Origin of the sequence: Bacillus sp. hwrm1 (assembly GCF_040207805.1) — a bacterium.
GTDB lineage: Bacteria > Bacillota > Bacilli > Bacillales > Bacillaceae > Bacillus > Bacillus velezensis.
In genome coordinates this window covers 53,990-80,304 of record NZ_CP157943.1, presented here as the reverse complement: position 1 = coordinate 80,304, position 26,315 = coordinate 53,990, and the positions used below count along the sequence as shown (strand labels likewise).

Annotated in this window: 24 protein-coding genes, 4 tRNA genes and 1 pseudogene; 3 read left to right on the top strand and 26 right to left on the bottom strand. The window is 46.0% G+C overall.

Going from position 1 to position 26,315, the window contains the following annotated elements:
• Positions 1-8 precede the first annotated feature (8 nt).
• From ABK447_RS00430 to dnaB, 20 genes are all read right to left on the bottom strand, one after another.
• A complete protein-coding gene (locus ABK447_RS00430; RefSeq protein WP_033574289.1) occupies positions 9-728 on the bottom strand; it encodes a cupin-like domain-containing protein in 720 nt (239 codons plus the stop codon).
• Positions 729-741: 13 nt separating this feature from the next.
• A complete protein-coding gene (locus tag ABK447_RS00425) occupies positions 742-2,367 on the bottom strand; it encodes an ABC-F family ATP-binding cassette domain-containing protein (protein ID WP_053104168.1) in 1,626 nt (541 codons plus the stop codon).
• Positions 2,368-2,394: 27 nt separating this feature from the next.
• Positions 2,395-3,585, bottom strand: a complete 1,191-nt coding sequence (locus ABK447_RS00420; RefSeq protein WP_014306161.1) for an MFS transporter — start codon at positions 3,583-3,585, stop codon at positions 2,395-2,397.
• Between the two features lie 18 nt (positions 3,586-3,603).
• On the bottom strand, positions 3,604-4,926 hold the full coding sequence (locus ABK447_RS00415; protein WP_191973990.1) for an ABC transporter substrate-binding protein: 1,323 nt from the start codon (positions 4,924-4,926) through the stop codon (positions 3,604-3,606).
• The gene (locus tag ABK447_RS00410) at positions 4,923-5,930 is read right to left on the bottom strand and encodes a ThiF family adenylyltransferase (protein WP_191973989.1); all 1,008 of its coding nucleotides are present in this window, start codon (positions 5,928-5,930) and stop codon (positions 4,923-4,925) included. The genes ABK447_RS00415 and ABK447_RS00410 overlap by 4 nt, the downstream gene beginning before the upstream one ends.
• Before the next feature lie 231 nt (positions 5,931-6,161).
• The gene (locus ABK447_RS00405) at positions 6,162-7,580 is read right to left on the bottom strand and encodes a cell wall metabolism sensor histidine kinase WalK (RefSeq protein ID WP_191973988.1); all 1,419 of its coding nucleotides are present in this window, start codon (positions 7,578-7,580) and stop codon (positions 6,162-6,164) included.
• A complete protein-coding gene (locus tag ABK447_RS00400) occupies positions 7,577-7,786 on the bottom strand; it encodes a winged helix-turn-helix domain-containing protein (RefSeq protein WP_099567235.1) in 210 nt (69 codons plus the stop codon). The genes ABK447_RS00405 and ABK447_RS00400 overlap by 4 nt, the downstream gene beginning before the upstream one ends.
• A 493-nt stretch (positions 7,787-8,279) precedes the next feature.
• Entirely contained in the window at positions 8,280-9,476 is a 1,197-nt protein-coding gene (locus ABK447_RS00395; RefSeq protein WP_022554034.1) for a S1C family serine protease, read from the bottom strand.
• An 86-nt stretch (positions 9,477-9,562) separates the two neighbouring features.
• Complete coding sequence (locus ABK447_RS00390) at positions 9,563-10,357, bottom strand: MBL fold metallo-hydrolase (protein ID WP_007407895.1); 795 nt, start codon at positions 10,355-10,357, stop codon at positions 9,563-9,565.
• Between the two features lie 14 nt (positions 10,358-10,371).
• On the bottom strand, positions 10,372-11,211 hold the full coding sequence (locus ABK447_RS00385; protein ID WP_039063871.1) for a two-component system regulatory protein YycI: 840 nt from the start codon (positions 11,209-11,211) through the stop codon (positions 10,372-10,374).
• Positions 11,198-12,556 (bottom strand): two-component system activity regulator YycH, encoded by a 1,359-nt coding sequence (gene yycH / locus ABK447_RS00380; protein ID WP_106080291.1) that lies wholly within the window; start codon positions 12,554-12,556, stop codon positions 11,198-11,200. Before yycH ends, ABK447_RS00385 begins: the two co-directional genes overlap by 14 nt.
• Positions 12,546-14,381: a cell wall metabolism sensor histidine kinase WalK gene (walK, locus tag ABK447_RS00375; protein WP_004393106.1), complete on the bottom strand. Its 1,836-nt coding sequence runs from the start codon at positions 14,379-14,381 to the stop codon at positions 12,546-12,548. Before walK ends, yycH begins: the two co-directional genes overlap by 11 nt.
• A gap of 6 nt (positions 14,382-14,387) precedes the next feature.
• A complete protein-coding gene (walR, locus tag ABK447_RS00370) occupies positions 14,388-15,095 on the bottom strand; it encodes a cell wall metabolism DNA-binding response regulator WalR (RefSeq protein WP_004393104.1) in 708 nt (235 codons plus the stop codon).
• A gap of 337 nt (positions 15,096-15,432) precedes the next feature.
• Positions 15,433-15,505: transfer RNA gene (locus ABK447_RS00365), tRNA-Phe, on the bottom strand.
• Between the two features lie 36 nt (positions 15,506-15,541).
• Positions 15,542-15,618 (bottom strand) — tRNA-Asp (locus ABK447_RS00360).
• 84 nt (positions 15,619-15,702) lie between these two features.
• Positions 15,703-15,774 (bottom strand) — tRNA-Glu (locus tag ABK447_RS00355).
• Between the two features lie 8 nt (positions 15,775-15,782).
• Positions 15,783-15,858: transfer RNA gene (locus tag ABK447_RS00350), tRNA-Lys, on the bottom strand.
• A gap of 202 nt (positions 15,859-16,060) precedes the next feature.
• Positions 16,061-17,353, bottom strand: a complete 1,293-nt coding sequence (gene purA, locus ABK447_RS00345) for an adenylosuccinate synthase (RefSeq protein WP_004393102.1) — start codon at positions 17,351-17,353, stop codon at positions 16,061-16,063.
• Positions 17,354-17,591: 238 nt separating this feature from the next.
• Complete coding sequence (locus ABK447_RS00340; protein ID WP_041482233.1) at positions 17,592-18,005, bottom strand: VOC family protein; 414 nt, start codon at positions 18,003-18,005, stop codon at positions 17,592-17,594.
• A 117-nt stretch (positions 18,006-18,122) separates the two neighbouring features.
• Complete coding sequence (gene dnaB, locus ABK447_RS00335; RefSeq protein WP_004393100.1) at positions 18,123-19,487, bottom strand: replicative DNA helicase; 1,365 nt, start codon at positions 19,485-19,487, stop codon at positions 18,123-18,125.
• Positions 19,488-19,657: 170 nt separating this feature from the next.
• Between dnaB and ABK447_RS00330 the strand changes: the two genes are divergently transcribed.
• Positions 19,658-19,855: a DUF2188 domain-containing protein gene (locus tag ABK447_RS00330; RefSeq protein WP_015418616.1), complete on the top strand. Its 198-nt coding sequence runs from the start codon at positions 19,658-19,660 to the stop codon at positions 19,853-19,855.
• Positions 19,856-19,885: 30 nt separating this feature from the next.
• Here the strand turns inward: ABK447_RS00330 and ABK447_RS00325 are convergent, their stop codons facing one another.
• Complete coding sequence (locus ABK447_RS00325; protein ID WP_015418617.1) at positions 19,886-20,095, bottom strand: hypothetical protein; 210 nt, start codon at positions 20,093-20,095, stop codon at positions 19,886-19,888.
• A 118-nt stretch (positions 20,096-20,213) separates the two neighbouring features.
• Here ABK447_RS00325 and ABK447_RS00320 point away from each other — a divergent pair, with 118 nt between their 5' ends.
• Entirely contained in the window at positions 20,214-20,357 is a 144-nt protein-coding gene (locus ABK447_RS00320; RefSeq protein WP_007407902.1) for a YycC family protein, read from the top strand.
• Between the two features lie 85 nt (positions 20,358-20,442).
• Positions 20,443-20,694, top strand: a pseudogene (locus tag ABK447_RS00315) (hypothetical protein); the annotation flags it as partial.
• Between the two features lie 79 nt (positions 20,695-20,773).
• Here the strand turns inward: ABK447_RS00315 and ABK447_RS00310 are convergent.
• From ABK447_RS00310 to ABK447_RS00290, 5 genes are read right to left on the bottom strand one after another with little or no spacing between them, the layout of a single operon-like run.
• The gene (locus ABK447_RS00310) at positions 20,774-22,066 is read right to left on the bottom strand and encodes a glycosyltransferase family 4 protein (protein ID WP_033574281.1); all 1,293 of its coding nucleotides are present in this window, start codon (positions 22,064-22,066) and stop codon (positions 20,774-20,776) included.
• A gap of 22 nt (positions 22,067-22,088) precedes the next feature.
• Positions 22,089-23,144 carry a phosphotransferase gene (locus ABK447_RS00305; protein ID WP_033574280.1) on the bottom strand — a complete coding sequence of 352 codons (1,056 nt, stop codon included), beginning with the start codon at positions 23,142-23,144 and terminating at the stop codon, positions 22,089-22,091.
• The gene (locus ABK447_RS00300) at positions 23,137-24,324 is read right to left on the bottom strand and encodes an ATP-grasp protein (protein ID WP_015418621.1); all 1,188 of its coding nucleotides are present in this window, start codon (positions 24,322-24,324) and stop codon (positions 23,137-23,139) included. Before ABK447_RS00300 ends, ABK447_RS00305 begins: the two co-directional genes overlap by 8 nt.
• Positions 24,314-25,648 (bottom strand): glycosyltransferase family 4 protein, encoded by a 1,335-nt coding sequence (locus ABK447_RS00295; RefSeq protein ID WP_221663874.1) that lies wholly within the window; start codon positions 25,646-25,648, stop codon positions 24,314-24,316. Before ABK447_RS00295 ends, ABK447_RS00300 begins: the two co-directional genes overlap by 11 nt.
• Positions 25,645-26,301 (bottom strand): PIG-L deacetylase family protein, encoded by a 657-nt coding sequence (locus tag ABK447_RS00290; RefSeq protein WP_023357224.1) that lies wholly within the window; start codon positions 26,299-26,301, stop codon positions 25,645-25,647. The genes ABK447_RS00295 and ABK447_RS00290 overlap by 4 nt, the downstream gene beginning before the upstream one ends.
• Between the last annotated feature and the right edge of the window lie 14 nt (positions 26,302-26,315).

Below are 26,315 nucleotides of genomic sequence, written 5' to 3'. Positions count from 1 at the left end.
CCTTTCGTTTATATCTGATTGGCAAGCCGCTCTCCGGTAAACCAAAAGTTCTCACTCACTGCCAATGTATGTTCCGTATTCTCGACTTGATGCCACCAATGGCGCGGCGCGTAAATGATTTCTCCCGCCTTTTGTCTGAAGCGGATCGGAGACGCCTTTTGCACCAGCGGTTTTTGCTCAATGTCTTTTTCATCAAAGACATTGATATTTCCTTCGTACAAATACGGAGAGTCGTCCGGATGATAGAAGATCCATTCCTTCTCCCCGAAAATGACGCCGTTCCACGCGTGCGTGTTGTTAAAATCCTGATGCAGCGGTGTGCCTGTCTGCTTAGAACCGAGAAAGAACCATTTCCAGTCCCGTCCCGTTTCTTCATCCGCTCTCAATGTGTCTTTTGTAAAATACTCGGGTGCGGAATAGACAAGGTCTAAGTCATTTTGGTTCAGCTGCGTAAAATTCCAGTCACAGTACCATTTGTCATCATTCTGATCAATATACTCGATATAGTTGGAAAGCTTTACTTGTTTAAACGTTTTGACCCCTTCGATATCTGATTTTCGGATGGTGACCATTCTGTCCCCATAGTGTTCTTCAATGTATTCAAGCGTCCACGGCCTGCATTCCCAGTGATCCATTGCCCCCGTCAAAATAAAAGGTTTCTTATCAGCATACTCGCTTACAAAAAGATCGTACGATAACTCATTGATTGTCAGTCTGTCAATGGTCATATCCATTCCCCTTTTATTCGGCAATCTGCCGTTTTTTTTGTTTGGCGTAACTGTATGGACCTGAAAAGATAGTGACGTTTTGATTCTCAAGCCAGAAAATCTTGTTGAACTTCTCCAGCAGGTTTCTGTCGTGAGAAACGCAGATGATGGTGCCTTGAAACTGCATCAGGCTGTTTTCGAGAATTTCCTGAGATTCAATATCCAAGTGGTTGGTCGGCTCATCCAGGATCAGGACATTCAGCTTTTTTTCCATTAAGATGGACAGCTTCAGCCTGATTCTCTCACCGCCCGACAGGACGGAAAGTTTTTTAAAGACCGACGACCCGTAAAATCCGTACTTGGCCAGCATATTCCGGGCCATGCCCTCTTCAGTCAGCAGATTTTCTTTAAAAAATTGCAGAATCGTCTGACTCGAATCTCCTACATGGCTCTTTTGATCAATGTAGCCTATTTTAAGATTTTCTCCCACTTTAATGGTGCCGTCCGACAGTTCTCTTTCCCCGATGATACAGCGGATCAGCGTTGTTTTGCCGACGCCGTTTCTGCCGACGATGCCGATTCTGTCTTTATGCTTTATGCGCAGATTCACATTTTGATATAAAAGGGAAGATCCGTTGGTCACCTTTCCGTTTTCAATGAACACAATATCTTTTGAACCGGCGCCCGCTTCCTGAAATGCGTTTTTTAATTTTTGCTCCGTCCGGACCGGCTTATTGATCAGCTCGATCCTTTTCAGCGCCTTTTCCATATTATTCGCGCGTCTGTGCAGGCCGACAGACGGCGGATTTGAGCGGTTGGCCCAATCTCTCAGCTGGGCGATGGATTCCTTCATCTTCTGTATTTTTCTCTGCTGTTCTTCATATTTCTCAAACTGGGCGATGATGAATTCTTCCCGCTTTTTCAAGTATTCGCTGAATCCGTAAGGCCAAATCTTCACCTCGGTATCGTCAATCTCGAGCACCTTCATCGCCGTTTGGTCGGCAAACGTTTTATCGTGGGTCGTAAACAGAATGGTTTTGTTCGATTTTTTAATAAACCCTTCAAGCCACTCAATCGCATGGACATCCAAATGGTTGGTCGGCTCGTCCAGCAGTATAACGTCGTCGTTGCGGATTAAAATTTCGGCAAGGCCGGCTTTTGTTTTTTCGCCGCCGCTCAGCTTTGAAAACGGCTGATCCTTTAATTCGCTGAGGCTGAGCCCGTTGCATACCTCGTCAATCATTGCATGCATCTGGTAGCCGTTGTTCCGCTCAAATGTTTCCGTGTATTGACTGTACTTTTCCAATAAAGCAGTCAGCTCGTCATCACTCATCGGTTCCGAAAGCTTCAGCTCAATGGCCTTCATTTCATTCTGGATCGCCGCGAGAGCTTCAAACGATTTTTCCAGATATTGATACAACGTCAGATCCTCATTGGGATCAGCGATCTGCTTCAGCAAACCGACCTTCGCCCCTTTGTTGATCGCAATCGTTCCTTCATCTGCCTCAAGCTCTCCGGAAAGCACCCTGAACAGCGTGCTTTTGCCGGAACCGTTCGGCCCGGCCACAAGCACTTTTTCGCCTTCATTGATGAAAAAAGAAACTTGTTTGAAAATGGTATCTCCCGCTAAATTTACCGTAATATTATGAATATTCAGCAACTCACATCATCCCTTTGTCATTCTGGTTCAAAGCTCGACTTTATTCTGGATGGCGACGCTCGCTTTCAGTTTGTAAAAGCTGAGCATCATAAACAGCGACAATAAGATGGATAATACCCCGATTGCGGTCAGCAGCAAAGCTGAATCAAAATAGTCCGTTAAGAATCCGATAAACGGAAAGGCAATGAACATGAAGAGCGAGGTCATCAAACTGATAATGGACAGCAGCGTGGCTCTCGTTCTGGACGGAATCTCATTATTCACCACCTGACTGGATACGGGTTCTATCACATCATAGAGCGCGTTAATGACGACAAAAGCTGCAATCGTCACGTACAGACTGCCCGAAGGTATAAACAGGTAGGCCGCCCCGATGATGCAGAATGTCAGCAGAAGCACGCGCCTCGGCGTGAATTTTTCCGCCGGCTTGGAAGAAAAGATGGAGCACAGCGCCTGCAAGATGGACAGTCCCGCAAAAATAATGGATATATTGCGCACGGACAGCCCTTCCTGACTTAACAGATCTTGTCCGTACATATAAAAAACCGAGGTAATCGCAAAGAAAACGGAGAGTGACAGCACCAGATATTTAAAGGCTTTGTTCAGCCTGAAGAAATCTTTGACTTCTTTTAAGATGTCACCGACCGTCTGCGTTTCGTGTTCACTGTTTTCAAATTTGATTTCCGTCAGCTGTGTAATGACCGCCATTGCAATCAGCTGAGTGACAATCCCGGCGATAAACACATACGACCATGATATTTCCTGCAAGTAGCCGCCGATGCCCATGGCGATCGCAAGACCGAGTATGACAAGTCCGTTATAGTTTCCGATGGATTTGCCGTACCATTTTTCTTTCCCTTGTTCTTTCAGTGAATCAAACAAAAAGGCATGATCCGTTCCTGATATAAACGTCAGCCCGATACCGTATATAATATGGGCGATGAAGAGGGCGATGAAGTTGTGGAAGCTCAGGAACATCACCAAATAGACAATGACCATAAAATGGCCGAGCAAGAGCGATTTTTTTCTCCCGATTCTGTCCGAGATGACGCCGCTCGGCACTTCCGCCAGAAACATCGCCAAATTCAGGACCGATTGCAGGATGCCCACAAGAAATAATGAATAATTCATGCTTGTTAAATATAAAATCCAAATTCCCCGTTCGAAAAAGAAGTTTCCGAAAAAACCGGAGAAGTAAAGCAAATTTCGATTCCGCAAATGAATACCCCTTTCCAGCTATCTGCATTTAACATCATGAACAGAAAGGAGCCCGTCAGTCTTTACACTAAAACCCTCTATACATGGATCTTGCAGATACAGACTTTTCCCAAAACAAATTGGGCAGTAATGAGTTGTATTCTCGAATAACCCAAAAAGTTCCTTCTTTTTTTCAGATCCTATGGCATCAATGATCGTTTTTTTCTTCTCTGGATCGCTGATGTCGCGGATGAAATATTTGATATAGCTCAGCTCATGCAGGTAAGCCGGCAGGAACAAATGGAGCTCAATATCAAACCCGCTTTTATCCATATGGTAATAATCATTGAAATGACTGACCTGGGAGACGGATACGTCCGCTCCGGCCCGCCGCAACAGATCAGCCAGCCTTTCAATGATCTCTCCGTTGGGATAATAATCGGCATAAACGATTCGGATCGGTTCTTCTTTTGTCAAAAGGGGCAGATCTTTCTGCGGTGTCCTCCCGCTTTCCCATATTCCGATCAGTGAATCAGTCGGTGTGATGATATGCCCCAAATCGCCGGCCAGCTTTTGTTTATCAAAATAATGCTGAATGAAAGTTCTCAGCATGTCGTCCTTTACCTTGAAGGTAAATAACATCGGCAAATGATTTTCTTTAAAATCAGCATACTGCCGATACCTCATGTTTGAATGATGAAACTGGGTGTGGCAGGTCACGTCCGTTTGATTCGCTTCGTACAGCCCGATGCTTTTTTCCAGATCATCATTCAAAATAAATTGGATGGTCTGAACCGTGCGGTCATCCGCGGGCGTCATTTTATATTGCGGATTCCGCTCAAATTCCAGCCCCTTCTCAAACGTGCGCTTGAATCGGTACGGGCCGTTTTCCGGCACATCGCCCCCGGCGGTCCCCGGAATCAGAAAGCTGCTCTGCAAAACGGCTTCTATCTCATCAGACGGCTCGTCCAAGGTGACTTCAAAGCGTTTTTCGCCTGTTACGTTCACCCCGAGCTGATCGGAAGAGACGAGGCCTTTTACATACGGAACGGCCTGTTTTATGTTCAGGAAACTGCCGAGATGGGGGCTTTGATTTTCTTTCGTCAGATGATAGATGATCGTTTGAACCACACCCTCGGCGTCACCTAAATAGTCCGGGTGAATGTCCACCTGACAGGTGCGGGGATCTTTGCGGATGATCCGGCAGTTATAGCCGTCCTGCAGGCTTTCATACATAATGCTGCAAATCATCTTGCTTGTGTAATCCTGCGTATCTAATGGGTTCAAGCGTATCGGGCTTGTGTCGATTTCTATTTTTAGAGGGTCGCCCGGTTTTCTCGCCGTACGATGCATCGTCTTCATAAAGCGCTTTCCTTTTGAGAAAGCTTCGTTTCTGTAATATGAAGGCCGTCAAAGTCCAGGCCGATGCGGGTATTCAGGGATTTCGGGCTTCCGCCTGCAAGGTATGTGATAATGTCATGAGACATAAACGAGGATATAATACCGTTTGTCGCTCCTAAGGAACCTTTGATCGGTTCATCGGGGTAACAGTTCAGAAGTCCGGCCGGCATGTTTTTTTCATAGGTGACGCCGGATTGATAGGATTCAGGCGTGAGCAGAGGCCCCCATTGGCCGCTGAAGCTGCCGACACCCCCGGTCATAAACGCGATATTCCGCTCCTTACAATACCGGTAAACCCATTCAGAAATGTTATGGGGTTTGTCAGCAGCATTTATGACGATATCAATTTCATACGGATCTAACACACGCAGATCCTGCGGCTGTGTCATTTCCTGATGGTAAAGTGCTGCGTCCGCATTGGGATTGATACCCGCAATATAATCTTTGCATTCTGAGATCTTTAATTTGCCTACAGAAGATTGATTATAGACGAATTGTCTGTTCAGGTTATGTACTGATACGGCATCGAAATCAATGAGAATAAAATGCTGCAAGCCCGCCGCCAAAAGGTTTTGAAGAATGATCGTTCCGACGCCCCCCAGACCCACGATCGCTGCCCTGCTGCCGTCTAATCTCTTTTGGATCAGATTGGGGTTTTGGTTGTATTTCTCAAAATGGTACAGCTGCTTTTCAGTGATGCGGCCTTCACGGCCGTTTTGCCATGGCTCTATTAAAGCATCCAATTTCATTAACGCATCGAAAAACTGGTTTCCCGCTTCCTCTCCCAGAAGATCAGAAAGCTCTTGTTTTTCACAGCCGATGGTCAGCCGTTCAATCGCCTCTTTGATCTCACTCGTATGCGCAAGCTTAATCGCCTTTCGATATTGAATGATAATATGCGCCGTGTAGGTCAGCACCTGCACGCTGTCTTTAAACTTCCAGCGCTTACAGTACGTTGACATCATGACATACCCCCTGAAAGATAATAACTCCCCAATGAGGGGAGTCACGGCTTTACTAGCAACGATGCACCAAGCTTGCTGTTTCTGTATCAAGATCAAGTTCTTCAATCTTCATCAGTACACACCCCCTTTACCAATAACTAGATATTATCACCAATATTGGAAAATGACAAGTTATTTTTTGAAAATTTAGAATTTATATATAAATTGTGATTTTTCTTCCTTCTGCCCGGTTTATCCCGGCAGCCGGATGATGAACACGGAGCCTTTTCCCTGCTCACTTTTCACTTCAATTGTTCCGTTATGGCTGTCGATAATGGTTTTTGTAATGGTAAGGCCCAGCCCCGCGCCGCCGGATTGACGGGATCGGGAGGTTTCCGCCCTGTAAAACCGGTCAAACAAATGAGGCACATGCTCCGGAGCGATTCCCGTTCCGTTATCCGCAATCATAAGCATGATTCCTCCGTCTTTCTGCAGGGAGACGGTGATGACACCCTTGTCTTCATCCGTATGCTGCACCGCATTGTAAAAGAGGTTGAGAATGACCTGCTTCATTTTGTCTTTGTCAAAAACGGCTTCTATCTTTTGATCGACAAAGAACTCGAGCTTCCGGTTTCTCGCGAGCAGCTTCAGCTGAGCCTCCATTTCCAAAATGACGTCTCCCAATGCGCCTTTTTTCATTTCAAAGCTCGGCACCCGGTCAATCTTCGCGAGAAACAGAAGATCCTCTATCAGCTTATTCGCCCTGGCGGATTCCGCGTACATGCTTTGAAGCGCTTTTTCTTTCTGCTCCGGCTTCTCCGCCGCTCCGCGCATTAACATTTCGATACAGCCGTGAATGGAGGTAAGCGGCGTTCTCAGCTCATGTGATGCGTCTGATACAAACTGCCGGATGCGCTCCTTCGCTTCTTTTTCCGCCTGAAAAGAGGTTTCAATCCGTTCCAGCATCTGATTGATGGAGATACCCAATGACTCAATTTCGGCCTGCCTTTTATCAATCGGCAGCCGTTTATCGAGACTGCCGGCATGAATGTCACCCATCATACGCACAATGCGGGACAGCGGCTTGAGTGTGAGCCGGATCACCGGCAAGAAAACAAACAGGCCGATGACCAAAGCCGCAAAGGAAAGCACCGCAAATATGCTGATCTGGCGGAAAAGCGAATCATTCAAAGGCTGGGTCAGCGTGCTCATCTGCACAACTCCCGCCTGCCTTCCGTCAACGGAAATCGCCTGAAACACGACGATGATTTCCTGACCTGACTTATTGTGAGCCACCTGATAGTGAAGCGCCATGGTATCTGTCAGCGCATCCCGGTACACTTTTTTCGGGAAAGAAGGAGCAGCCGCCGCGTGCGGGTCTTCTGATAAAACAGACATCTTGTATGATTGATTGATAAAAGCAACCGTCACCCCGGGGTAAATCAAATTCGGATGAGCCGGTGTTTCGGAACGGGCAAGGGTTTTGATGGACCTCCATACGCTTTGATCCATTGAATTGATATCACTCTGAATGCTGATCGCCTGATTTTCATACATCGTCCGTGTCATAAACATGTACTGAGTGCCGCCGATGAAACATAACAGCAAAGCCAAAATCGCCAGTGACCTGAACAGGAGCTGGAACCGCAGGGTTCTGTACAGCCGTTTCATTCCAGATCCACCCTGTACCCGGCGCCCCGAACCGTGCGAATCACCTTGTGCTCTTTGTCCTTCAGCTTTTCGCGCAGAGAACGGATGTACACCTCGACGATATTGTCTTCCCTAAGGACCGTTCCGTAATGAAGCCCCATCGTTAAAGAATCAATGAGTGCAGACTCGCCGTCTGCACTCAGCTTGATGCCTTTCAACTTTTCCATGATGCAGTCTCTCCTTAGATGTATCAGCCTGTGTTTATTTTTTTCGCTTCCCCTTCTATTATTCGCTTTTATCTGAAACAAAACGGAATCTAAGCTGAATTGGTGAAAGGAAACGCTGAAAACGGAGCAATCTGCAAATAAAAATCATTATCTGCCGCTTCAATTCAGCAGCACCAATTCTAAGTTCATGTCTGCCTTTTTCTAAATATACCCATTTTTAACTGAACGTGTTGTGACCCGCGTTCAGTTCTTTTTTTATGGCTTCTGAAAAAAGGCATAAAAAAAGCGCCCTGAAAAAGGACGTTTGATATGACATGTTTCATGTTCTTAAATTCTGCATTCTAAAATAATTCTTCCTTCACATTCACCTTCAATTTCATTCAATACGATGATCACATCAGCCGTTTTCATGTGTGTCACCTCCCGTTTTCATAATAGTATAATATTAACAAATAAATCAATAAAAAACAGCCCGGTTGTCCGGGCTGTTTTTTTATTTCTGTAATCGATCCGCTTCTGTCAGTTTGACTTCCGCTGTTTTTTTCTTTCCCGAACGGTAGAACGTGATGTTCACACGGTCGCCGATCTTTTTGCGATACAGGCGCTCACGGAGATCCACAACGTCATTGACCTTATGTCCGTCGAACCCGGTGATCACGTCGAGCTTTTTCAAACCCGCTTTTCCGGCCGGTGAAAACGCGTCGACACCCATAATGACCGCCCCGGTTTTAATGCCTTTCGGAAGTTTCAGCGTCTGGCTCCAATGGTAGCTCGCAATATCCGTTAAGGATTTCATCTCAATACCGAGGAAAGGCCGTCTGACTTCTCCGTATTTTTCTAAATCCTGAATAACGGGAATGACAAGCTTTGACGGGATGGACAGGCCGATGCCTTCAACGGCGGATTCAGCGATCTTCATTGAGTTGATGCCGACCACCTTGCCCGATATATCCATCAAAGCGCCGCCGCTGTTGCCGGGGTTAATCGCGGCATCGGTCTGCAGCACTTCCGCATTCCAATCCGGCTGTCCATCGCCGTTTGAGTCAACGGGCACCGCCCTTTCCGTGCCTGAAATGATCCCCTGTGTCACTGATCCCGCAAATTCAAGCCCGAGCGGATTTCCGATCGCAATGACCGGTTCTCCGACTTTGACTTGATCAGAATTGCCGAACTGGGCGGCCGATTTGATTTTGTCAGACTTCACCTTCAGCACAGCGAGATCCATCAGACGGTCGCTCCCGATCAGCTCAGCAGGCACGCGCGAGCCATCCTTCAGGCTGATCTCAATTTCAGTCGCACCTGCAATGACATGGTGATTGGTTACGATATAAGAAGTGTTACCGTTCTTTTTGTAAATGACGCCCGACCCGCTTCCCGCTTCGCCGCCCTCTCCCCAAATATCGGTCTTTTGGATATTGAGAACGCCGACTACCGAATCTGATACACGGCTGACCATATTCGTGACAGCATCATTGACATTTACGTTGACTGTTTTCACCTGTTCGCTGCCGAGACGCTGGCTGGTGCTTTTGCTGCTTTCCCCATGGTCTCCGCCTGTCCAGTACGGCAGCAGGAAAGCCATGAGCGCGGCCCCGACGATGACGCCGATCAGACTTGATAGAAAGTACCCTCTCTTGCTGCGGCGGGGCTGTTCGGAGGCGTACTGTTCATCATCGCGATTATAATCCACCCTATCTCAAATCCTTTCAAGAGTACTCGATTTGCTTATAGTGTGGGTCAGATCGCGGATTAATAATCATGATTCATTTGGAAAAATTACACGGCGCACAGCGGCGTCGGGATTTTCGGATCGGTATCAAATAACTGAAACGTTTCCCCGGCGACAAATCCTTTCGCAGCCAATGTCTGCTGCACGGACATTCTCGCCAGTTCCTTCATATTGTTGTCTTGGCTCAGATGCGCCAAATAGATGCGCGATGTGCCGTCGCCGATGACATCAGTCATGGCGAGCGCCGCATCTTCATTGGAGACGTGGCCGACATCGCTTAAAATCCGCCGCTTAATGCTCCATGGGTATCTGCCCATTTGCAGCATGCCGACATCATGGTTGCTTTCAAACACAAACACATTGGCCGAACGGATAATGCCTTTCATTCTGTCGCTCACATACCCTGTGTCCGTCATCAGTGCGAGCTTTCTGCCTTGGTAGTGGAAAACATAAAACATCGGCTCGGCCGCGTCATGAGAGACGCCGAATGACTCAACATCAAGCCCGCCGAAGGATTTTACGCTTTCCATCGGGAACAGAAACTTTTGTCCGGTATCCAGCTTGCCGATCTGATTCTCCATCGCTTTCCACGTCTTTTCATTGGCGTAGACGGGAAGACCGTACTTTCTCGCAATGACGCCGAGCCCTTTAATATGGTCGCTGTGCTCGTGAGTGACAAAGATGCCGTCGACGTCGTCTATCTTGCGGCCGATTTTCTCCATCAGCCCGTCCATCGCTTTACCGCTCAGGCCGGCATCCACCAGAAAAGAGTGCTCCTCTGTCTCCAGATAAAACGCGTTTCCGGTACTCCCGCTCGCAAGCACGCTAAATTGCAAGCCCATTGTGTCTCACTCCATTATTTATTTTGATTGTTATCAATGACTGTGCTTTCCAATGCATTCACAGTGTACGTTTGCTGTATCTTTTTCTTCGTCCCTTTTGACTTATCTTCAATTGTAATTCTCCATACCGGCGCCAGCACCTGCGTACTTGTCAGCGGGTATTGGGCAATATAGCCGAACTTGACGCTTTTAACGGCGCAATTCGCTTTTAAGTAATTTTGAGAATACAATAATTCGACCGCATCCAGCTCAGGAATCAGGCTCTCCGTCTGGATCCGCTTGAATGACTCCAGCATGGTCTGCTCGTAAGATACGACCTCGTTTTTATCGTTCAGATGCAGAATCACCTGTCCGATCGCATCCGTGGACGAGTCAAAATCCTGATAAATAAACTGTCCGTCATACGTCTGGTAAAAAATGATCTGTTTTTGATCCTTGTCGACTTTCCACAGTTTATATTTTTCACCGCCGGTTACTTTAGAGCTGACGAGCGATTCCGCATCCTCCTGCGGTTTTTGCTTCGATAAACCGACCGGATCGGTAAATTTCATTTTCAGCGTTGTGACCTTGTGATCATCCGCCGGCATCTCCATTAACGGCTTTTGATCCTTCAAAGCATCAATATCTTCAGCGGTAAATACCTTTTGGCCCGCCGTCAGCCGGTAGCCCGTCGCGGAATCAGAAGACAGGTTTCCGAATGTGATGTGATCCATCTCCATGTCTTTTTCCACATTTGAATTTTTAATCACTTCGTATTCACTGCTCGAGCGTTTTTCAAAAAACTGATAGCCTAGAAAAATATCGAGGATGAGGAAGGCAATGATGAAGATCGTTTTTGTCTTATTCCACTCCATTATCGTCCTCCTCCTTCCCCAGCAGATCTTTCGTAATCGGGACGATCTTCCCGTTGATTTTCATACTCCAGACGGGTTCCAGTTCAACAAGATCATTCGTTGACGAAGATACCATTTGATAGGACAGGAAGATCTGGTCGATTTTATTCACGTCGTATTTAACCTGCTGCTCCAGCAAAGACACAACCTCATTGCCGCTCATCATTTTCACGTCTTTTGTTTTAATCGGATTCGGTCCGAGAACATAGTTCGGCCGCTTGTAGCTGAGAACCTCGTCATTGGCCCATTGCAGGGTCAAAACAGGTCCGGATCCGAAAGGCTTAGACGTGCTGTTGATCACAGGCATTTGGTCTTTAAACATGTAGAAACTCAGCTGCTGGTTATCACTCACATTGAAAAATTGATAATGATCCGTCCAGCTTCCCGTATCCTCTAAATATTTATAGCTTTTCTTAATCAGCTCACCCGTTTGGTAAGAAGCGCTTTGTGCCAGGTTCCGATGCTGGAATTGAATCTGCCGCTGTGTCGAATTGATTTCCAGACGGCTGATTCCGTCAGTCAGCACATTCCGATTGTAATTCGGGTCTTCTCTGACCGTGCTCGGATCATTAAAAAGCGTCTGCTTAAACAGGTTCGTCTTAATGGTTTCAGTGATAAATTCTTTTTCCTTCATATTAAACCGCGCATTCGGCATGAGAAATTCTTTGCTTTTTCCGACCGAATAGAGGTGGTATAACGGCATACTCGACTTTTTGCTGTACAGCTCATTCATCAGATTGCGGTAATTCGCCGATTCCACAGTCACTTCCAAAATCAGCTGCTTGCTGTACGAGACCATGTAAATCTTCTTATTCGTCTTATTCTCATTAAACGGAATGACAATATGGTCAAATGAGCTGTATTCCATTGACGGATTCGACCATTTAAACATCGATTGGAAGAAATCAATCGGAATGGTGTCATTGAATTGCAGATCGAGCTTTGCCGAATTGCCGTTTCTGCCGTAAAGCCAATTTTTAAAACCGAGCTTGTCGTATTGATCGGAAATATCCTTCATCCCTTTTACTTCCCATTGCGGCAAATCCGCCCACAGGTCATTAAAGAGCGTCTCATCATCCACTTTATAATGAGAGCCGTTTGTATGAATAAACATATCCCGGGGTTTTACCGTTTGCGCTACTTTTTGACTCGTTTTATCAATTTTATGCTTTTCCCGGACAGTCGATTTGGTTGAGGCCGTGCCTTCTGAAAAATTGGGCTGGAATGTCCAAATTCCCCATGTTAAAACAAGACTAATGACGACCAGCACTGACAGTATGACTGTTTTTATATTTTCACGCCTCATCCCAATCATCCTCTTGCTCTTCTTTATATGGAAGAGTAAATGTAATCTTCGTTCCTTTGCCTTCTACACTGTCGGCCCAAATGTCTCCGCCGTGCGCCTGAACCATCTCTTTTGCAATCGCAAGGCCGAGCCCGGTGCCGCCGAGTTTTCTCGTGCGCGCTTTATCCACTCTGTAGAAACGGTCAAAGACTTTTTCCACATCTTTTTTCGGAATGCCGATACCTTCATCTTTTACGCTGATATAAAGCAGCTCTTCTTTCTCATTCACATCGACTGAGAAAGTGACATGTCCGCCTTCCGGTGAGTATTTCAGTGCGTTAGAAATGATATTATCGAGAACCTGCGTCACTTTATCCTGATCAATCTCCACGTACAGATTTCTGTCCGGCAGCTCGCGGATAAATTCGACATGCTGTTCTTTTGTCATTTCAAAACGATCGATAATCAGTGACATAAAGCGGATCATATGAATCCACTCCCGATTAAACTGATAATCTTTGCTGTCGAATTTAGAAAGCTGAAGCAGGTCGTTCACCAATCTGATCATGCGCTCAGTCTCATTTTGGGTCACCATTAAGAAACGCGGAGCGATATCTTTGTTTTCCCACGCGCCTTCTGCAAGCGCCTCTAAATAGCTTCGCATGGTCGTCAGCGGTGTCCGCAGCTCATGAGACACGTTGGCAACGAACTCTCTGCGTTCCCGATCGAGTTTTTCCTGTTCGGTGACATCATAAAGAACCGCGATTAAACCGTCGATTTTTCCGTGCTCTCTCTGAATAACGGAAAAATTCACCCGCAGTACAGTCGTTTCATCGTCACGTTCGATCTCCAGCAGCATGGAATCCTGCTGTTCTACTAAATCCTCAAATGTAAAGTTCTCTTTTATGCCTAATAAAGACGTAATCGGCATCTCTAAAGCCGTTTCACGTGAAACATTCAGCAGCTCAAGCGCAGGGCTGTTTAAAAGAATAATAGCTCCATTGCGATTCGTAGCGATGACACCGTCCGTCATATACGCGATAACGGAAGAAAGCTTTCTTCTCTCCCCTTCCGTCATGGCTTGGGCATCTTCAAGCTCTCTCGTCAGATGGTTGAACGTCGTTGCGAGCTGACCGATTTCATCATGCCCGTATTTCCGCACCTTTCTGGAGAAATTCCCTTTTGCCAGTTCCATCGCCTGCTTACGCATATCCGACAGCGGATGGGTAATGGTGCGGGCGAGAAATATACCGAGAAGAGCCGTCAGAACAAGGGCTAAGCCTGTTCCAGAAGCAAGAATCGAGTTGACGGTTTTCATCTGGTTAAAGGTATCTTCCATACTGGCCACGACATATATCGCGCCGACAACTTCCTGATTCTCTGTGACGACAGGTTTTGCCGAAATCAGCACTCTGTTTTTGCTTTTAGGATCATAATATTTTTTTGAATAGGCCTGCTTTGTTGAGAAAATCCGTTTAAAAATCGGGTCAGTCGTCTGTTTCCCCGCTATTTCCTCACCATAAGGCCTCGAGGAACCGACGACCTCATAGCTTTTATCAACAAATGTAATCTCCCGTATTTCATTATTCTTCGTAAAATCATTCAAAATCCGTTTGACGTCATCTTTAATGACGGTGCTGTCATTATCTCCTTTATATTCCTGCTCAATATAATAGGAAAGATTGTCAATCCGCTGATTTAACGATAATTCATAGGACTTGAGAAGAGAATTCTCCACCTGTTTCACAAAGTACACGCCGATAATCTGCATGGCGATGATAATGAGAAGCACATAGATCAGCGTGATCTTAAACTGAATCGACCGAAAAAAACCAACCTTATTCATCGCCGGTTAGTCCTGTTCAGGGTTTCTCAAGTAATAACCGACACCCCGTCTTGTGACGATCCAGTTCGGATGGCTCGGATTATCCTCGATTTTCTCACGAAGGCGGCGCACTGTTACATCCACCGTTCTCACATCACCGAAATAGTCATAGCCCCACACAGTCTGCAGCAGATGCTCACGGGTCATAACCTGTCCGATATGTTTGGCTAAGTAATGAAGCAATTCAAACTCACGATGAGTCAGCTCGATCGTTTCTTCTCTTTTTGATACGACATAAGCGTCAGGGAAGATGACGAGAGAACCGATATGAATGTCATTAGAAGCTGATTCTTCCTCAGCCGGCGCAACCGTAAGCTGGCGGCGCAGGTTCGCTTTGACGCGGGCCAGAAGCTCACGCGTGCTGAAAGGCTTCGTGACATAGTCATCCGCTCCGATTTCAAGCCCGATGACCTTGTCAATCTCCGAGTCTTTTGCCGTCAGCATAATAATCGGCATATCATATTTTTTCCGGACTTCCCGGCACACTTCAACTCCGTCTTTATTCGGAAGCATAATATCTAAAAGAATTAAATCAGGCTGAAGCTCCTCCACCATTTCCACGGCTTCGTTTCCGTCGTACGCACAATGCACGTCATAGCCTTCTTTTCTTAAATTAAACTCTAATATATCTGCAATCGGTTTTTCATCATCGACTACAAGGATTTTCTTATCCATCATCTTGATTTTCCTCCTGCCAGAATGACTTCATTTCATCTATTGATGTTTCATGATGATCACAATTCGGATCGTGAAAAACGTTCCCCGTCTATTATAACGGTTTCAGGTCAAAAGATAAAAAAATTAAAGAGAACAGCGCAAAAACGTATTGAACTGCCATCCTTTTGTCATGTTTTTTATTTTCTTTTAAAAAATAATATTTTTTTGAAACCTCACGAAAAAAAACGCCGTCTAGTGTTTGACGTCTTCTTCTGGGCCGGCTGAAAAGCCGGCTCTCCCTTTTTTTATAACAAAAGAAAAAACGCACCTACTATTGCAGATGCGTTTGGGTAAGTGGCTCGGGACGGAATCGAACCGCCGACACACGGATTTTCAGTCCGTTGCTCTACCAACTGAGCTACCGAGCCAGATGTTTCTTTTCTATACTATAAAGTAAAGTAAAATGGCGGTCCGGACGGGACTCGAACCCGCGACCTCCTGCGTGACAGGCAGGCATTCTAACCAACTGAACTACCGGACCTTACAGTAATTTGTCCGGAGAGCCGTATCGTGGCGGCCCTCCGAGGACAAATAAGGAGTTAGCAATAACGCTAAAGTAAATCAATGACCCGTACGGGATTCGAACCCGTGTTACCGCCGTGAAAGGGCGGTGTCTTAACCGCTTGACCAACGGGCCATAAAAAGTGGTGAGCCATGAAGGACTCGAACCTTCGACCCTCTGATTAAAAGTCAGATGCTCTACCAACTGAGCTAATGGCTCCTGATGTGTCGGATTATGTATCATAGAGCATTCAGACAAAAGCTTTCTTGCAGTACTCTATTGAAGCTGTTCCGTAACAACGAGATTTATAATATCATAGAACATTCGAAAGTGGCAACTACTTTTTTGAAAAAAATCTATTATTTTTTTCCTACATAAAAAAACAAGCCTCCGTGACCGGAGGCTTGTTTGCTGCAAATTCTTAGTTAGCGCGGTATACACTGCGGATGACGTTCGTTTGTGAACGGTCGGGACCGACAGAGAAAATAGAAAGCGGAATACCTGTCAGCTGAGACACGCGTTCCAGATAATGGCGCGCATTTTCAGGAAGATCGCTTAATGTTTTTGCGCCTGTGATATCTTCCGTCCAGCCAGGCATTTCTTCATATACCGGTTCACACTCTGCAAGAGCTTTCAGACTTGCCGGGAATTCTTCAATCACTTCACCTTTGTAGCGGTAAGCGACACAGATTTTCAATGTTTCAATGCCAGTCAGCACATCGATTGAGTTCAGAGAAAGATCTGTGATTCCGCTGACGCGGCGGGCGTGGCGGACAACAACGCTGTCAAACCAGCCGACACGGCGCGGACGGCCTGTCGTTGTGCCGTATTCGCGTCCGACTTCACGGATTTGATCTCCGATTTCATCTTTCAGCTCAGTCGGGAAAGGACCGTCACCGACACGGGTTGTGTACGCTTTAGATACACCGACGACGTGCTGGATTTTTGTCGGGCCTACGCCTGAACCGATCGTCACCCCTCCGGCGACCGGGTTGGATGAAGTGACAAACGGGTATGTCCCTTGGTCAATATCAAGCATAACCCCTTGAGCGCCTTCAAATAAAACGCGGCGGCCTTCATCCAGCGCGTCATTTAAGACGACGGATGTATCGCATACATACTTTTTAATCTGCTGGCCGTATTCATAATACTCATCCAGAATATCTTCAATTTTGAAGCCTTCTGTTTCATACATTTTTTCAAGCAGACGGTTTTTCTCTTCAAGGTTCCGTTCAAGCTTTTCAGCAAACACGTCACGATCTAGCAGGTCTGCGATCCGGATGCCGATCCGCGCCGCTTTGTCCATATAAGCAGGTCCGATGCCTTTTTTCGTTGTGCCGATCTTATTGGCCCCTTTGCGTTCTTCCTCTACTTCATCCAGTTTCAGATGGTATGGAAGAATGACGTGGGCTCTGTTGCTGATTCTCAAGTTATCCGTGCTCACATTGCGTTCATGAAGATACGCAAGCTCCGTTACGAGCGCTTTCGGATCAACAACCATTCCGTTCCCGATGACACACGCTTTTTCTTTATAAAAAATTCCTGATGGGATTAAATGAAGCTTGTACGTGACGCCATCAAACTTGATGGTATGTCCTGCATTGTTTCCGCCTTGATAACGTGCGATCACTTCTGCATTTTCTGATAGGAAATCTGTAATTTTACCTTTTCCTTCATCGCCCCACTGCGTACCTACTACGACTACTGAAGACATATATCCGTGCACCTCCGTTAACCTTTCAAAACGATATCTCATTCAAACAAATTAAGTGTATCAGTGCCGAAACAGAAAGTCAATCGTAAATCCGAACATTTAAATCTTATCAATCTATGTTTGTTCGCCTTAAACATGATTAAAAGCGTTTTCTCTTTCATTTGCTATCTATTACTCCCGAAACTTTCATGCTTTAACAAGAAAAAGAACCCGTAATCAGGGTTCTTCAGACAGTCACTTATATGCCGCTTGTATTCATCAGGACGACCCGCCAGCCGTCAGGATCTTCGATGGTCACGCCTTTTTCTTCCCAGTACGGGTTTTCGGGTGCTTTCTCCTCATACCCCATCTGCTTTAATGTCGTGCTGATGCGGATGACCTCCTGTTGATCCTGGATGTAAAAGACAAGCAGGCTGTCGCCGTGCGGAACGGGCGCCGGCTGAGACGCGCCGGTTTCTTCGGTGAATTCTAAGTGATATTGCGTATGGGGCAGGCCGAACATGACGCCGCTGTAGCCCTCATGTCCGGAAAAACTGCCGACCCTCTTCAGCCCGAGGCCCTCTTCATAAAACCTGATGATTTCCTTAAGCTGTCCGGTCGGCCGGGCAATCCGGATTTGCGCCGCTTGAAATTGCGGAAATTCAATTGCCATCATCATCCCTCCCTTAATTCCATTATATAAAAGCGCTTTCCTTTTTTCGTCTGCCGAACGGACGGCATTCTCTCATTCTTTCGGATGAAAAAAAGCCTCAAGACATTGCTTGAGGCTTTACGCACCTGCCGGAACACCGCCGTCATCAAAGCGCCTTTCCAGGTTTACGAACTTATTGTATTCTTTCACAAAAGCCAGTGAGACGGTGCCCACCGGGCCGTTACGCTGTTTGGCGATAATGATTTCGATGATGTTTTTGTTTTCGGATTCTTTATCATAGTAATCATCACGATACAGGAAGGCGACGATGTCGGCATCCTGCTCAATACTTCCCGACTCACGGATATCTGACATCATCGGACGTTTATCCTGCCGCTGCTCAACACCCCGGGAGAGCTGAGACAGGGCGATGACCGGGACTTCAAGCTCCCGCGCCAGCGCTTTTAGCGCCCGTGAAATTTCCGATACCTCTTGCTGGCGGTTGTCGCTTGAACGGCCGCTTCCTTGAATGAGCTGCAAGTAGTCAATTAAAATCATGCCCAATCCGTTTTCCTGCTTCAGCCTGCGGCATTTTGAACGGATTTCGCTGACGCGGATGCCGGGGGTGTCATCTATAAAGATACCGCTGTTAGACAGGCTTCCCATCGCCATCGTCAGCTTGCCCCAATCTTCTTCCGTCAGATTACCCGTTCTGAGATTTTGGGCGTTAATATTCCCTTCAGCGCAGAGCATACGCATGACAAGCTGCTCGGCACCCATCTCAAGACTGAATATCGCGACGCTCTCATCCGTTTTGGTGGCTACGTTTTGCGCAATATTTAAGGCGAATGCCGTTTTCCCCACAGACGGACGGGCCGCGACAATGATCAAATCATTCCGCTGAAACCCCGCCGTCATCCGGTCAAGCTCAATAAAACCAGTCGGAATCCCGGTAATATCGCCTTTCCGGTTGTGAAGCTGCTCAATGTTGTCGTATGTTTGCACAAGCACGTCTTTAATATTTTGGAAGGCGCCCGAATTTTTTCGCTGCGCGACCTCCATAATCGTTTTTTCCGCATCGCTTAATAAATCTTCAACTTCATCCTCGCGCGTATACCCGTCTTGAGCGATTGAGGTCGCCGTTCTGATTAAACGGCGGAGAATCGATTTTTCCTCAACGATTTTCGCGTAATATTCTATATTAGCCGCTGTCGGAACGGAATTCGCGATGTCCGTCAGGTAAGAGACGCCTCCCACCTCTTCTAACAAATCGGTATTCGCAAGCTCTGACGTTACCGTGACCAAATCAACCGGTTCACCGCGGTCTCCGAGCACGAGCATGGCATTGTAAATTTTTTGATGTGACATTCTGTAGAAATCATCCGGAATCAACACTTCAGAAGCCAGTGTTAACGCAGACGGCTGTAAAAAAACAGCACCTAACACGGCCTGCTCAGCTTCTATGTTTTGCGGCGGCAGCCGATCATTCAGAAGGTCTGTCATGCTAAGCACCGTCCTCTCCTTAAAAAATATCCAAACTCCATTTTACCATTTCTCAAGAAAAAGAATAGAAAAACATCATTTTCCCTGTATTTGTCAAACAGCGGCTGCGTGTTTCACCATTCCGAATGCTGGGAAACAAATAAATAAATCGAAACCAGGAGGTAAGAAGGATGAAAACATATGCAGTAACACCCAATGTTGATGCGGACGGATGGTTTGTGAAGGTTGAAAATGTGGCGCCGACGGCTCTTTATACATCAAAGGACGCGGCGATCGAGAAAGCGGAGCAGACGGCTAAAGAGAACAGCCCGTCTAAGCTTGTCATTTATGATCAGCATAAAAACATTGAAGAAGAACGATCCTTTTAAGAAAAGCCTTCGCCCGAGCGAGGGCTTTTCTTATTCGATGAAACGGATGTGCAGCACCGTCTGCGCCATGAGATCGGCCGTTTTTTGATACAGCTCCCATTCTTCACAGGCGGCGAATACTTTCATCATGTCCTGCAATGTCTGTTTCAGTATGATAAATTCGTCAATTGTCCGCAGTTCTGCGGCTTTTTTCTGATAATCAGCCAGCTTCAGCTGTAATAACATCAATGGCGATTGCATAAAAAACCTCCCCCATTCTGTTATAAAGCCCCGCTTTTCAAACCTCCATTCCTTTGTCATATCCTCTTACGATAGATTTCTGATTTTAGTACAATAAAGAAACGGAAGGAGTGATCACATGAAACCGCTGCAAATTTCCGCCGAAACGGCGCAAAAGCTCGCAGAATCACTGAATATGCCGCTTGAGAGAATCATGCACATGCCTCAGCACATTCTGCTTGCCAAATTAGCTGAAGTCCAAAAAGAGAACGATCACAAATAAAGGCTGCTCTCTCATATATATGTGCGGGAGGCGGAAGCGATGGCTTTCCGCCTCTTTTTTTGTGAAGAAAATTTTGGCAAAACATTCTTTGAACGGAACCGATCCGATTTTAACCGTCTCACAGCTGAAAAAACTTGTTGACGAAGGAGAAGTGAAATATTTCTTATTATCCGGAAACAATTCAGGCAACACAAAGCTTGTCTCATGGAAGAAAAAGAACGGCACAAAAATCTCAGCTGACCGATACAGCACCGGAAAAACAAGCTCAGCCCGGCAAGGAATGACAGGCGGCCCGGGCGGACAAAGTCAGCAGACTCTGTATGAGATGAAAAAATAGTTCGGAAAGAGGCTGGATAGTTAAACGCCGGCCTCTTTATTTTGCTCTTGAAGCACCTGCCATGCGGCGCCGGTATCATTCAGAAAAATGATTGATAAATCCTTTCTATTTTTGAAACCATCAGTTCCTGACGCAGATGCCGGCCGGCATAGGAGCGCGCTTCTTTTCCAAGCCGTTCCCTGAGAGACTGATCCGTAATCAGCATTACGAGAGCATCAGCAAGTTCGCGGCTGTTGCCGGGCTGACAAATAAGCCCTGTGTCCTCATGCCGGATCATCTCAGGGATTCCTCCGCAGTCAGTTGCGACAATGGCTTGACCTGAGAACATCGCTTCGATGATCGCTATAGGGAAATTATCATTCAATGTCGGCAGGACAAATATAGATGATTCAGCCAAAAGCGCCGGCACATCACGTCGTTTTCCGAGGAAAAACACATTTGAGAGGCCCAGTTTCCGTCTCTTCTCTTCCAGAAACCCTCTCATGTTTCCGTCTCCGATGATCCATATATCAACTCCGGATAAATGGTGCCGGATGCGGGCGAGAGCGTCCAGCAGCACATCATGTCCTTTTCGCTCGGTCAGACGGGAAACGCACGCGATCACGAGCTTTTCAGCACGTTTTGACTCAGGGGCATCCTGAATGTGAATACCGGTATGAACAGTCTTCAGCTGGGCTTCCTTCGCTCCGTACTCCAGCAAGGGCTCGTGAAAGGAGTCGCTGATTGTAATGATTTTATCCGAAGCCCGAATACCCTGCCTTTCTATTTCACTGAAATATGCCTCTTCTATTGAACCCTTTTGGATTTTATGAAACTTCATCCGGCTTTTCGTAAAATGTCCGTGCGGCGTGAAAAAAAGAGGACGCTGGTACGTTTGATTAAGGTATCCCAGCAAAAATACCGCAAATAAATCCTGCGCGTGAAACAGGTCATATTGTTCTAAGTCTTTCTCCTTCAAAAATCTTTGAAAGACATGTAAATAGCTGAGATTCTTCACAAACTTTTCGTTTGCGGCGCCGTATCTGCCAACAAGAAACGCTCTGATCTCGTCAGCGGCCCGCGGGATATCTTCCTGAAAAAAAGTTGGCGGCATTTGGAGCGGCGAGATGACATCCGCCTGATGACCGATGCGCTCAAAACCCGTCTTAATTGATGTGATATAACTCGCCAACCCTCCGACATTCGGGTAACGGAGAAAAGTTGCGTACAGAATACGCAATGGCTTTTTTCGTTTAGGGGAGCTTTTTCCTTCCGCACAGAACGAATACAGCATCTCTGGCTCACCTTGATGTTCGATCCCGTAAAATTGATCCATGACGCGCAATAAGGCTAGAGGCACCAGACCGTTCGGCTTGCCGATCTCTTCTTTCACATCCGCTCCCCCTCTCTCAAACTTATAATCCTAATTCCCGTCCCCATTTTGACACTTTGTCAACATGATACGGCAGCAGTTCTCCTCCCCGATTGTCGAAGATTCTCCGCAATTGGGTATGAAGCCCTTTTTCAAGTGTTCTCTGCAAATAAGCCATTTTGTAAAGCGTCATAGGAGGGGTCTGAAAATGAATGCCCCGCTTTTTCATTTCTTTCGTATACACTTTTACGCAATACGTCCGAATATCTTCTGCGTGCCGGCTCCAATCTTTTCTGAAGCCAAGCAGAATTTCAACCAGCACCGTCATATCAAACCAAACCGGCGCGTATTTTGCGGATTCCCAATCGATGAATTGAATATCCCACGGTTCATGTCCGGTCGCATCGTGGGTGCAGATATTCTGCATATGAAGATCACCGTGTGTGATGGCTGAGCCGTTTTGTATCAATTCAGGGAAAAAATCCGGCTCCTCCTGCTCAAGCAAGTTTGTGATTTGCCAATAATGAGGCTTCACGATATCTTTTGTGCGCTCATCTTTAAGAGCCCTATCCAATAATTCCGCTGTCTTTTTGATCTGCTTTTTACGCCCTTTTCTCATGGTTTCCGATCCATATACCGGCAGCCACGACCGCCATTTACCGTCAGAAATATTCTTGTTTTCAAAGGTGCGGCTGTGCAGTTCTGCGACAGACGGAATAATATACTTGAAATGCCTCGGGTGAAATGTAAGCTGTCCCCTGATCTGGCTGACAAACTCCATAAATATCCACGTTTCATGGTCACTTTCTTCTATAAGATAGATATCCGGCAGCAAATCCCCTAAAACGGAACGGGCTTTGCCGTATATATTAATCTCGACCTTATTTTTTTCACGGGAAGATTTATATACTTTCAATATCAGCGGAACAGTGCCGGATTTTTTCTTTACAGACAGTTTATAAATGGCGCTTCTGTCCGTCGATTTCAGGCATGTGATGTCATCCGGATTCAACGCAGCCCTTTCACCGAACGAATACGACAGTTTTTCGTCAATTCTCAGTTTTTGAAATGCGCCATACAAAATCTCCTTTTCATACATGCCGATCTTCCTTCCGCTTCCGTTTCCAGCTGTTTTTGAGATGAGACCAAGTGTTTCTGATAAATGGCATCGGGTCATTCCAAGCAAAAAGAGCATACTCTTTTTTTCCTTTACACCCTTTCCAAAAATCCCGGAACGTCATTTCTCCTCTTTTTCGTTTCTTCAAAAATGTTAAGAAATAACGCACCTCATAAATCCAGTTGATTCCGTCTTTTTGTTCGAGCTGGGGCTTCACATGTTGTCCGGTCAAATACAGATAGTACATGTAAACGAAATGAACGCCTGCCGGTTCTGTCAGGCTATGGCTGAGCCAAAAGCGCGGATTAATTTCGATAAACTTGTAAACATTGTCCCGGGGATCCTTTTTAAATTCCGCCATGCCTACTCCCTTCAGCTGAATCGCTTCAAAAAACGGCAGGGTCTTCTCGATTAAATCAGGAAGCCGTTTGCTGACGACGTGGGCCCCCGCGCCAAAATCAGCAGGGAATTGATGGTTCTTTTGCAGAGAGAATAGGCCCATTAATTTCATTTGGTCATCATAAAAAGTGGCGACTTTATAAAAACACTGGTTGTCTCCGGGGATGATCTCCTGCACGAGCAGTTCTCCATTTTCTCTGTAGGAGCTGAACTCCTTGCGCAATTGTGCGGCATCCTTCATTACAATTGCTTTTTTGTTTACTTTTTTTCTGTATTCATGGCCGGCCACCGGTTTTAAAATACACGGGAAGTCAATATTAGCGATGGCCTCTTCCAGCTCATCCCGGTTGTTCGGAAAAAAGGTTTTCGGGCAGGGGATGTGATGCTTGACCGCTAATTCATATGCTTTGCTTTTATCTAAAACCGTTTCTAACAGAGAGCGGCTCGGGAGCAAAAATAAAAAAAAACCGGCTAATGTCTCGCGGAATTTAGATATAAATCCCGCATAATCATCAGATCCTGCGTACAGAACCGGCTTTGCTTGGAACCGCTTCCCGAAATCAGTCAGAAATGTCAGCAGTTCTTCCTCTTGTGTTAAAGGGCTGGGACATATCCCGCAATCTGCCAATCTTGATTTTCCGATACGATAAGGTCCCTCCGTGTCAAACGCGTATACATCGATTCCTCTTCGGGCCAGGCTGCGAATGATCCCAATCCCGTTTGCACTGAAATCAAGTACAACGGCTGCATGTTCATGTTTCATGATCTCCCTCCGAGCTGTTGGTATTTTGATAAATCGATTCGATATTTTTTATCATCGTCTCACTGCTTAAATATTTCTCCGCGTAGGCCTTTGCGTTTGAAGCAGCCTTCTCCCGCGCAGATTTGTTAGAGATAAAAAACGCTAAAGCCCGGGCAAGAACCTTTGCATTTCCCGGCTCGACAATAAGTCCCGTTTTGTTATGGCGGATCAGATCCGGAATACCCCCGCAATCGGTCGCGATGATAGCCGAGCCGCTGAACATCGCTTCAATAATCGAAATAGGCAGACTATCATTAATGGTCGGCAGTACGAATATGTCCGTCATATTCAAAATAGCGGGAACATCATCTCTTTTTCCTAAAAAGGAGACCATAGATAGATTCAGTTTTCGAGCCTGTTCCTCTAAGGCGCTCCTCATCTCTCCGTCGCCCGCGATCAGCACTTCAACATGTTCAAGTAGATCAGACGGAATTCGTGAAAGTGCGTCAAGCAAATGATTATGTCCTTTTCTCGGGCCTAATCTTGCAATACACGAGATGATGATCTTATTTTTCGGTACCGGGGTTTTTCTTTTCCCGCCTGTTTTTGCATCGTAATCGATTCCTGTGATCACCGTTGTCATGTCTTTCTGTTCGGCTCCGAGCTTCATGAGCGGGCTGCGGAACGTATCGCTGATAATAATCAGGCGATCTGCGTATTCAATGGCTTTCATCTCTAGTTTTTTATAATAAAACTCTTCTACCGATCCTTTTTTAAAGATGTGAAATTTAAGTCTGTTGAAAGTAAACATGCCATGCGGTGTAAAAAACAAAGGTTTTTTATAAATACGGTTGAACCTGCCCAATATATTGGCTGTAAATAAATCTTGTGCATGAAGCACATCATATTTTTCCAGATGAATCTTTTGAAGCATTTGCTCGTATATAAACATCAGCCGATTATTCTTCAAAATATGATCACTGTAATCCCCGTATCTGTCACTAAAGAAATCTTTTAATTTCGGAACAACATCCGCCCGCAGTTCTTTTACCTGTGCGGACGGAAACAGATTAGGGGATATGACATCGACCTTATGACCTCTTTTTTTCAGGCCTTCACTAAGCGTTTTAATATAGTTTGATAAACCGCCCGTGTGCGGGTAGTCCCAAAACGTGGCAATCAAAATGGATAACTTCTTTTTTTTCCTGTATACCGGCGGAATTTGATCTGCATGTTTCATCTGTGTCTTTATGGCTTTCTGTTTTTGCAGGCGCGTTTTGACCCCGTAGTAGCGGTCAAGCGTCTGGATCATATACGGATAGGGGACGGAAAATGTCTTGTTCATTTCCAGATCCTCCGCACGATTTCAAAAGCTTCAGCGTATTCCACACCCGCCGTCATCCCTCTGACTTTTCCTAAATGTTTTACGCCTTCATATGAACGGGGATGAGGGTAATCCCTCATTTCTACGTCATAGTGGTGAAGCGCCGCGAGTTTGGCATCCATTGTGTCTGTGATATTGACGAAGTAATTGGGCTTGAAGAGTTTATCAGCCGTATTTCTCTCCCACTCGCTTGAAGATAGCGTTTCAAACGTAAGCAGTTCGATAGGCTTTTGATTCGGAAGCGGCCTGGCGGCTGTTAAAACTGCTTGGAATGTTCTCTGGTGGTCCATATTGATATCGCCGTAATGATGTGTAAAGATTTTATCAGGCTGATAGACGCGAATGAGCTGCTCTAATTCTTTGACAAGCTTATGAAGAGGGATACATTCCAGCTCTAAATTCGTGTGCTCCAAAAAGATGACTTTCTCAATTCCAAGCTCTTGATTCGCGCGTTCGCCTAATTGTTTAATATGATGAGCTTCTTCTTTTCTTCCTAATGCCGTAATAACGGAAATCACTTTATATCCTTCATTGATCAGCCGTTTTATGGTGCCCGCTGATCCCAATAGTTCATCATCGGGATGAGCGCCGATAACCATAATGTATTCTGCCATTTTTTCCACACTCC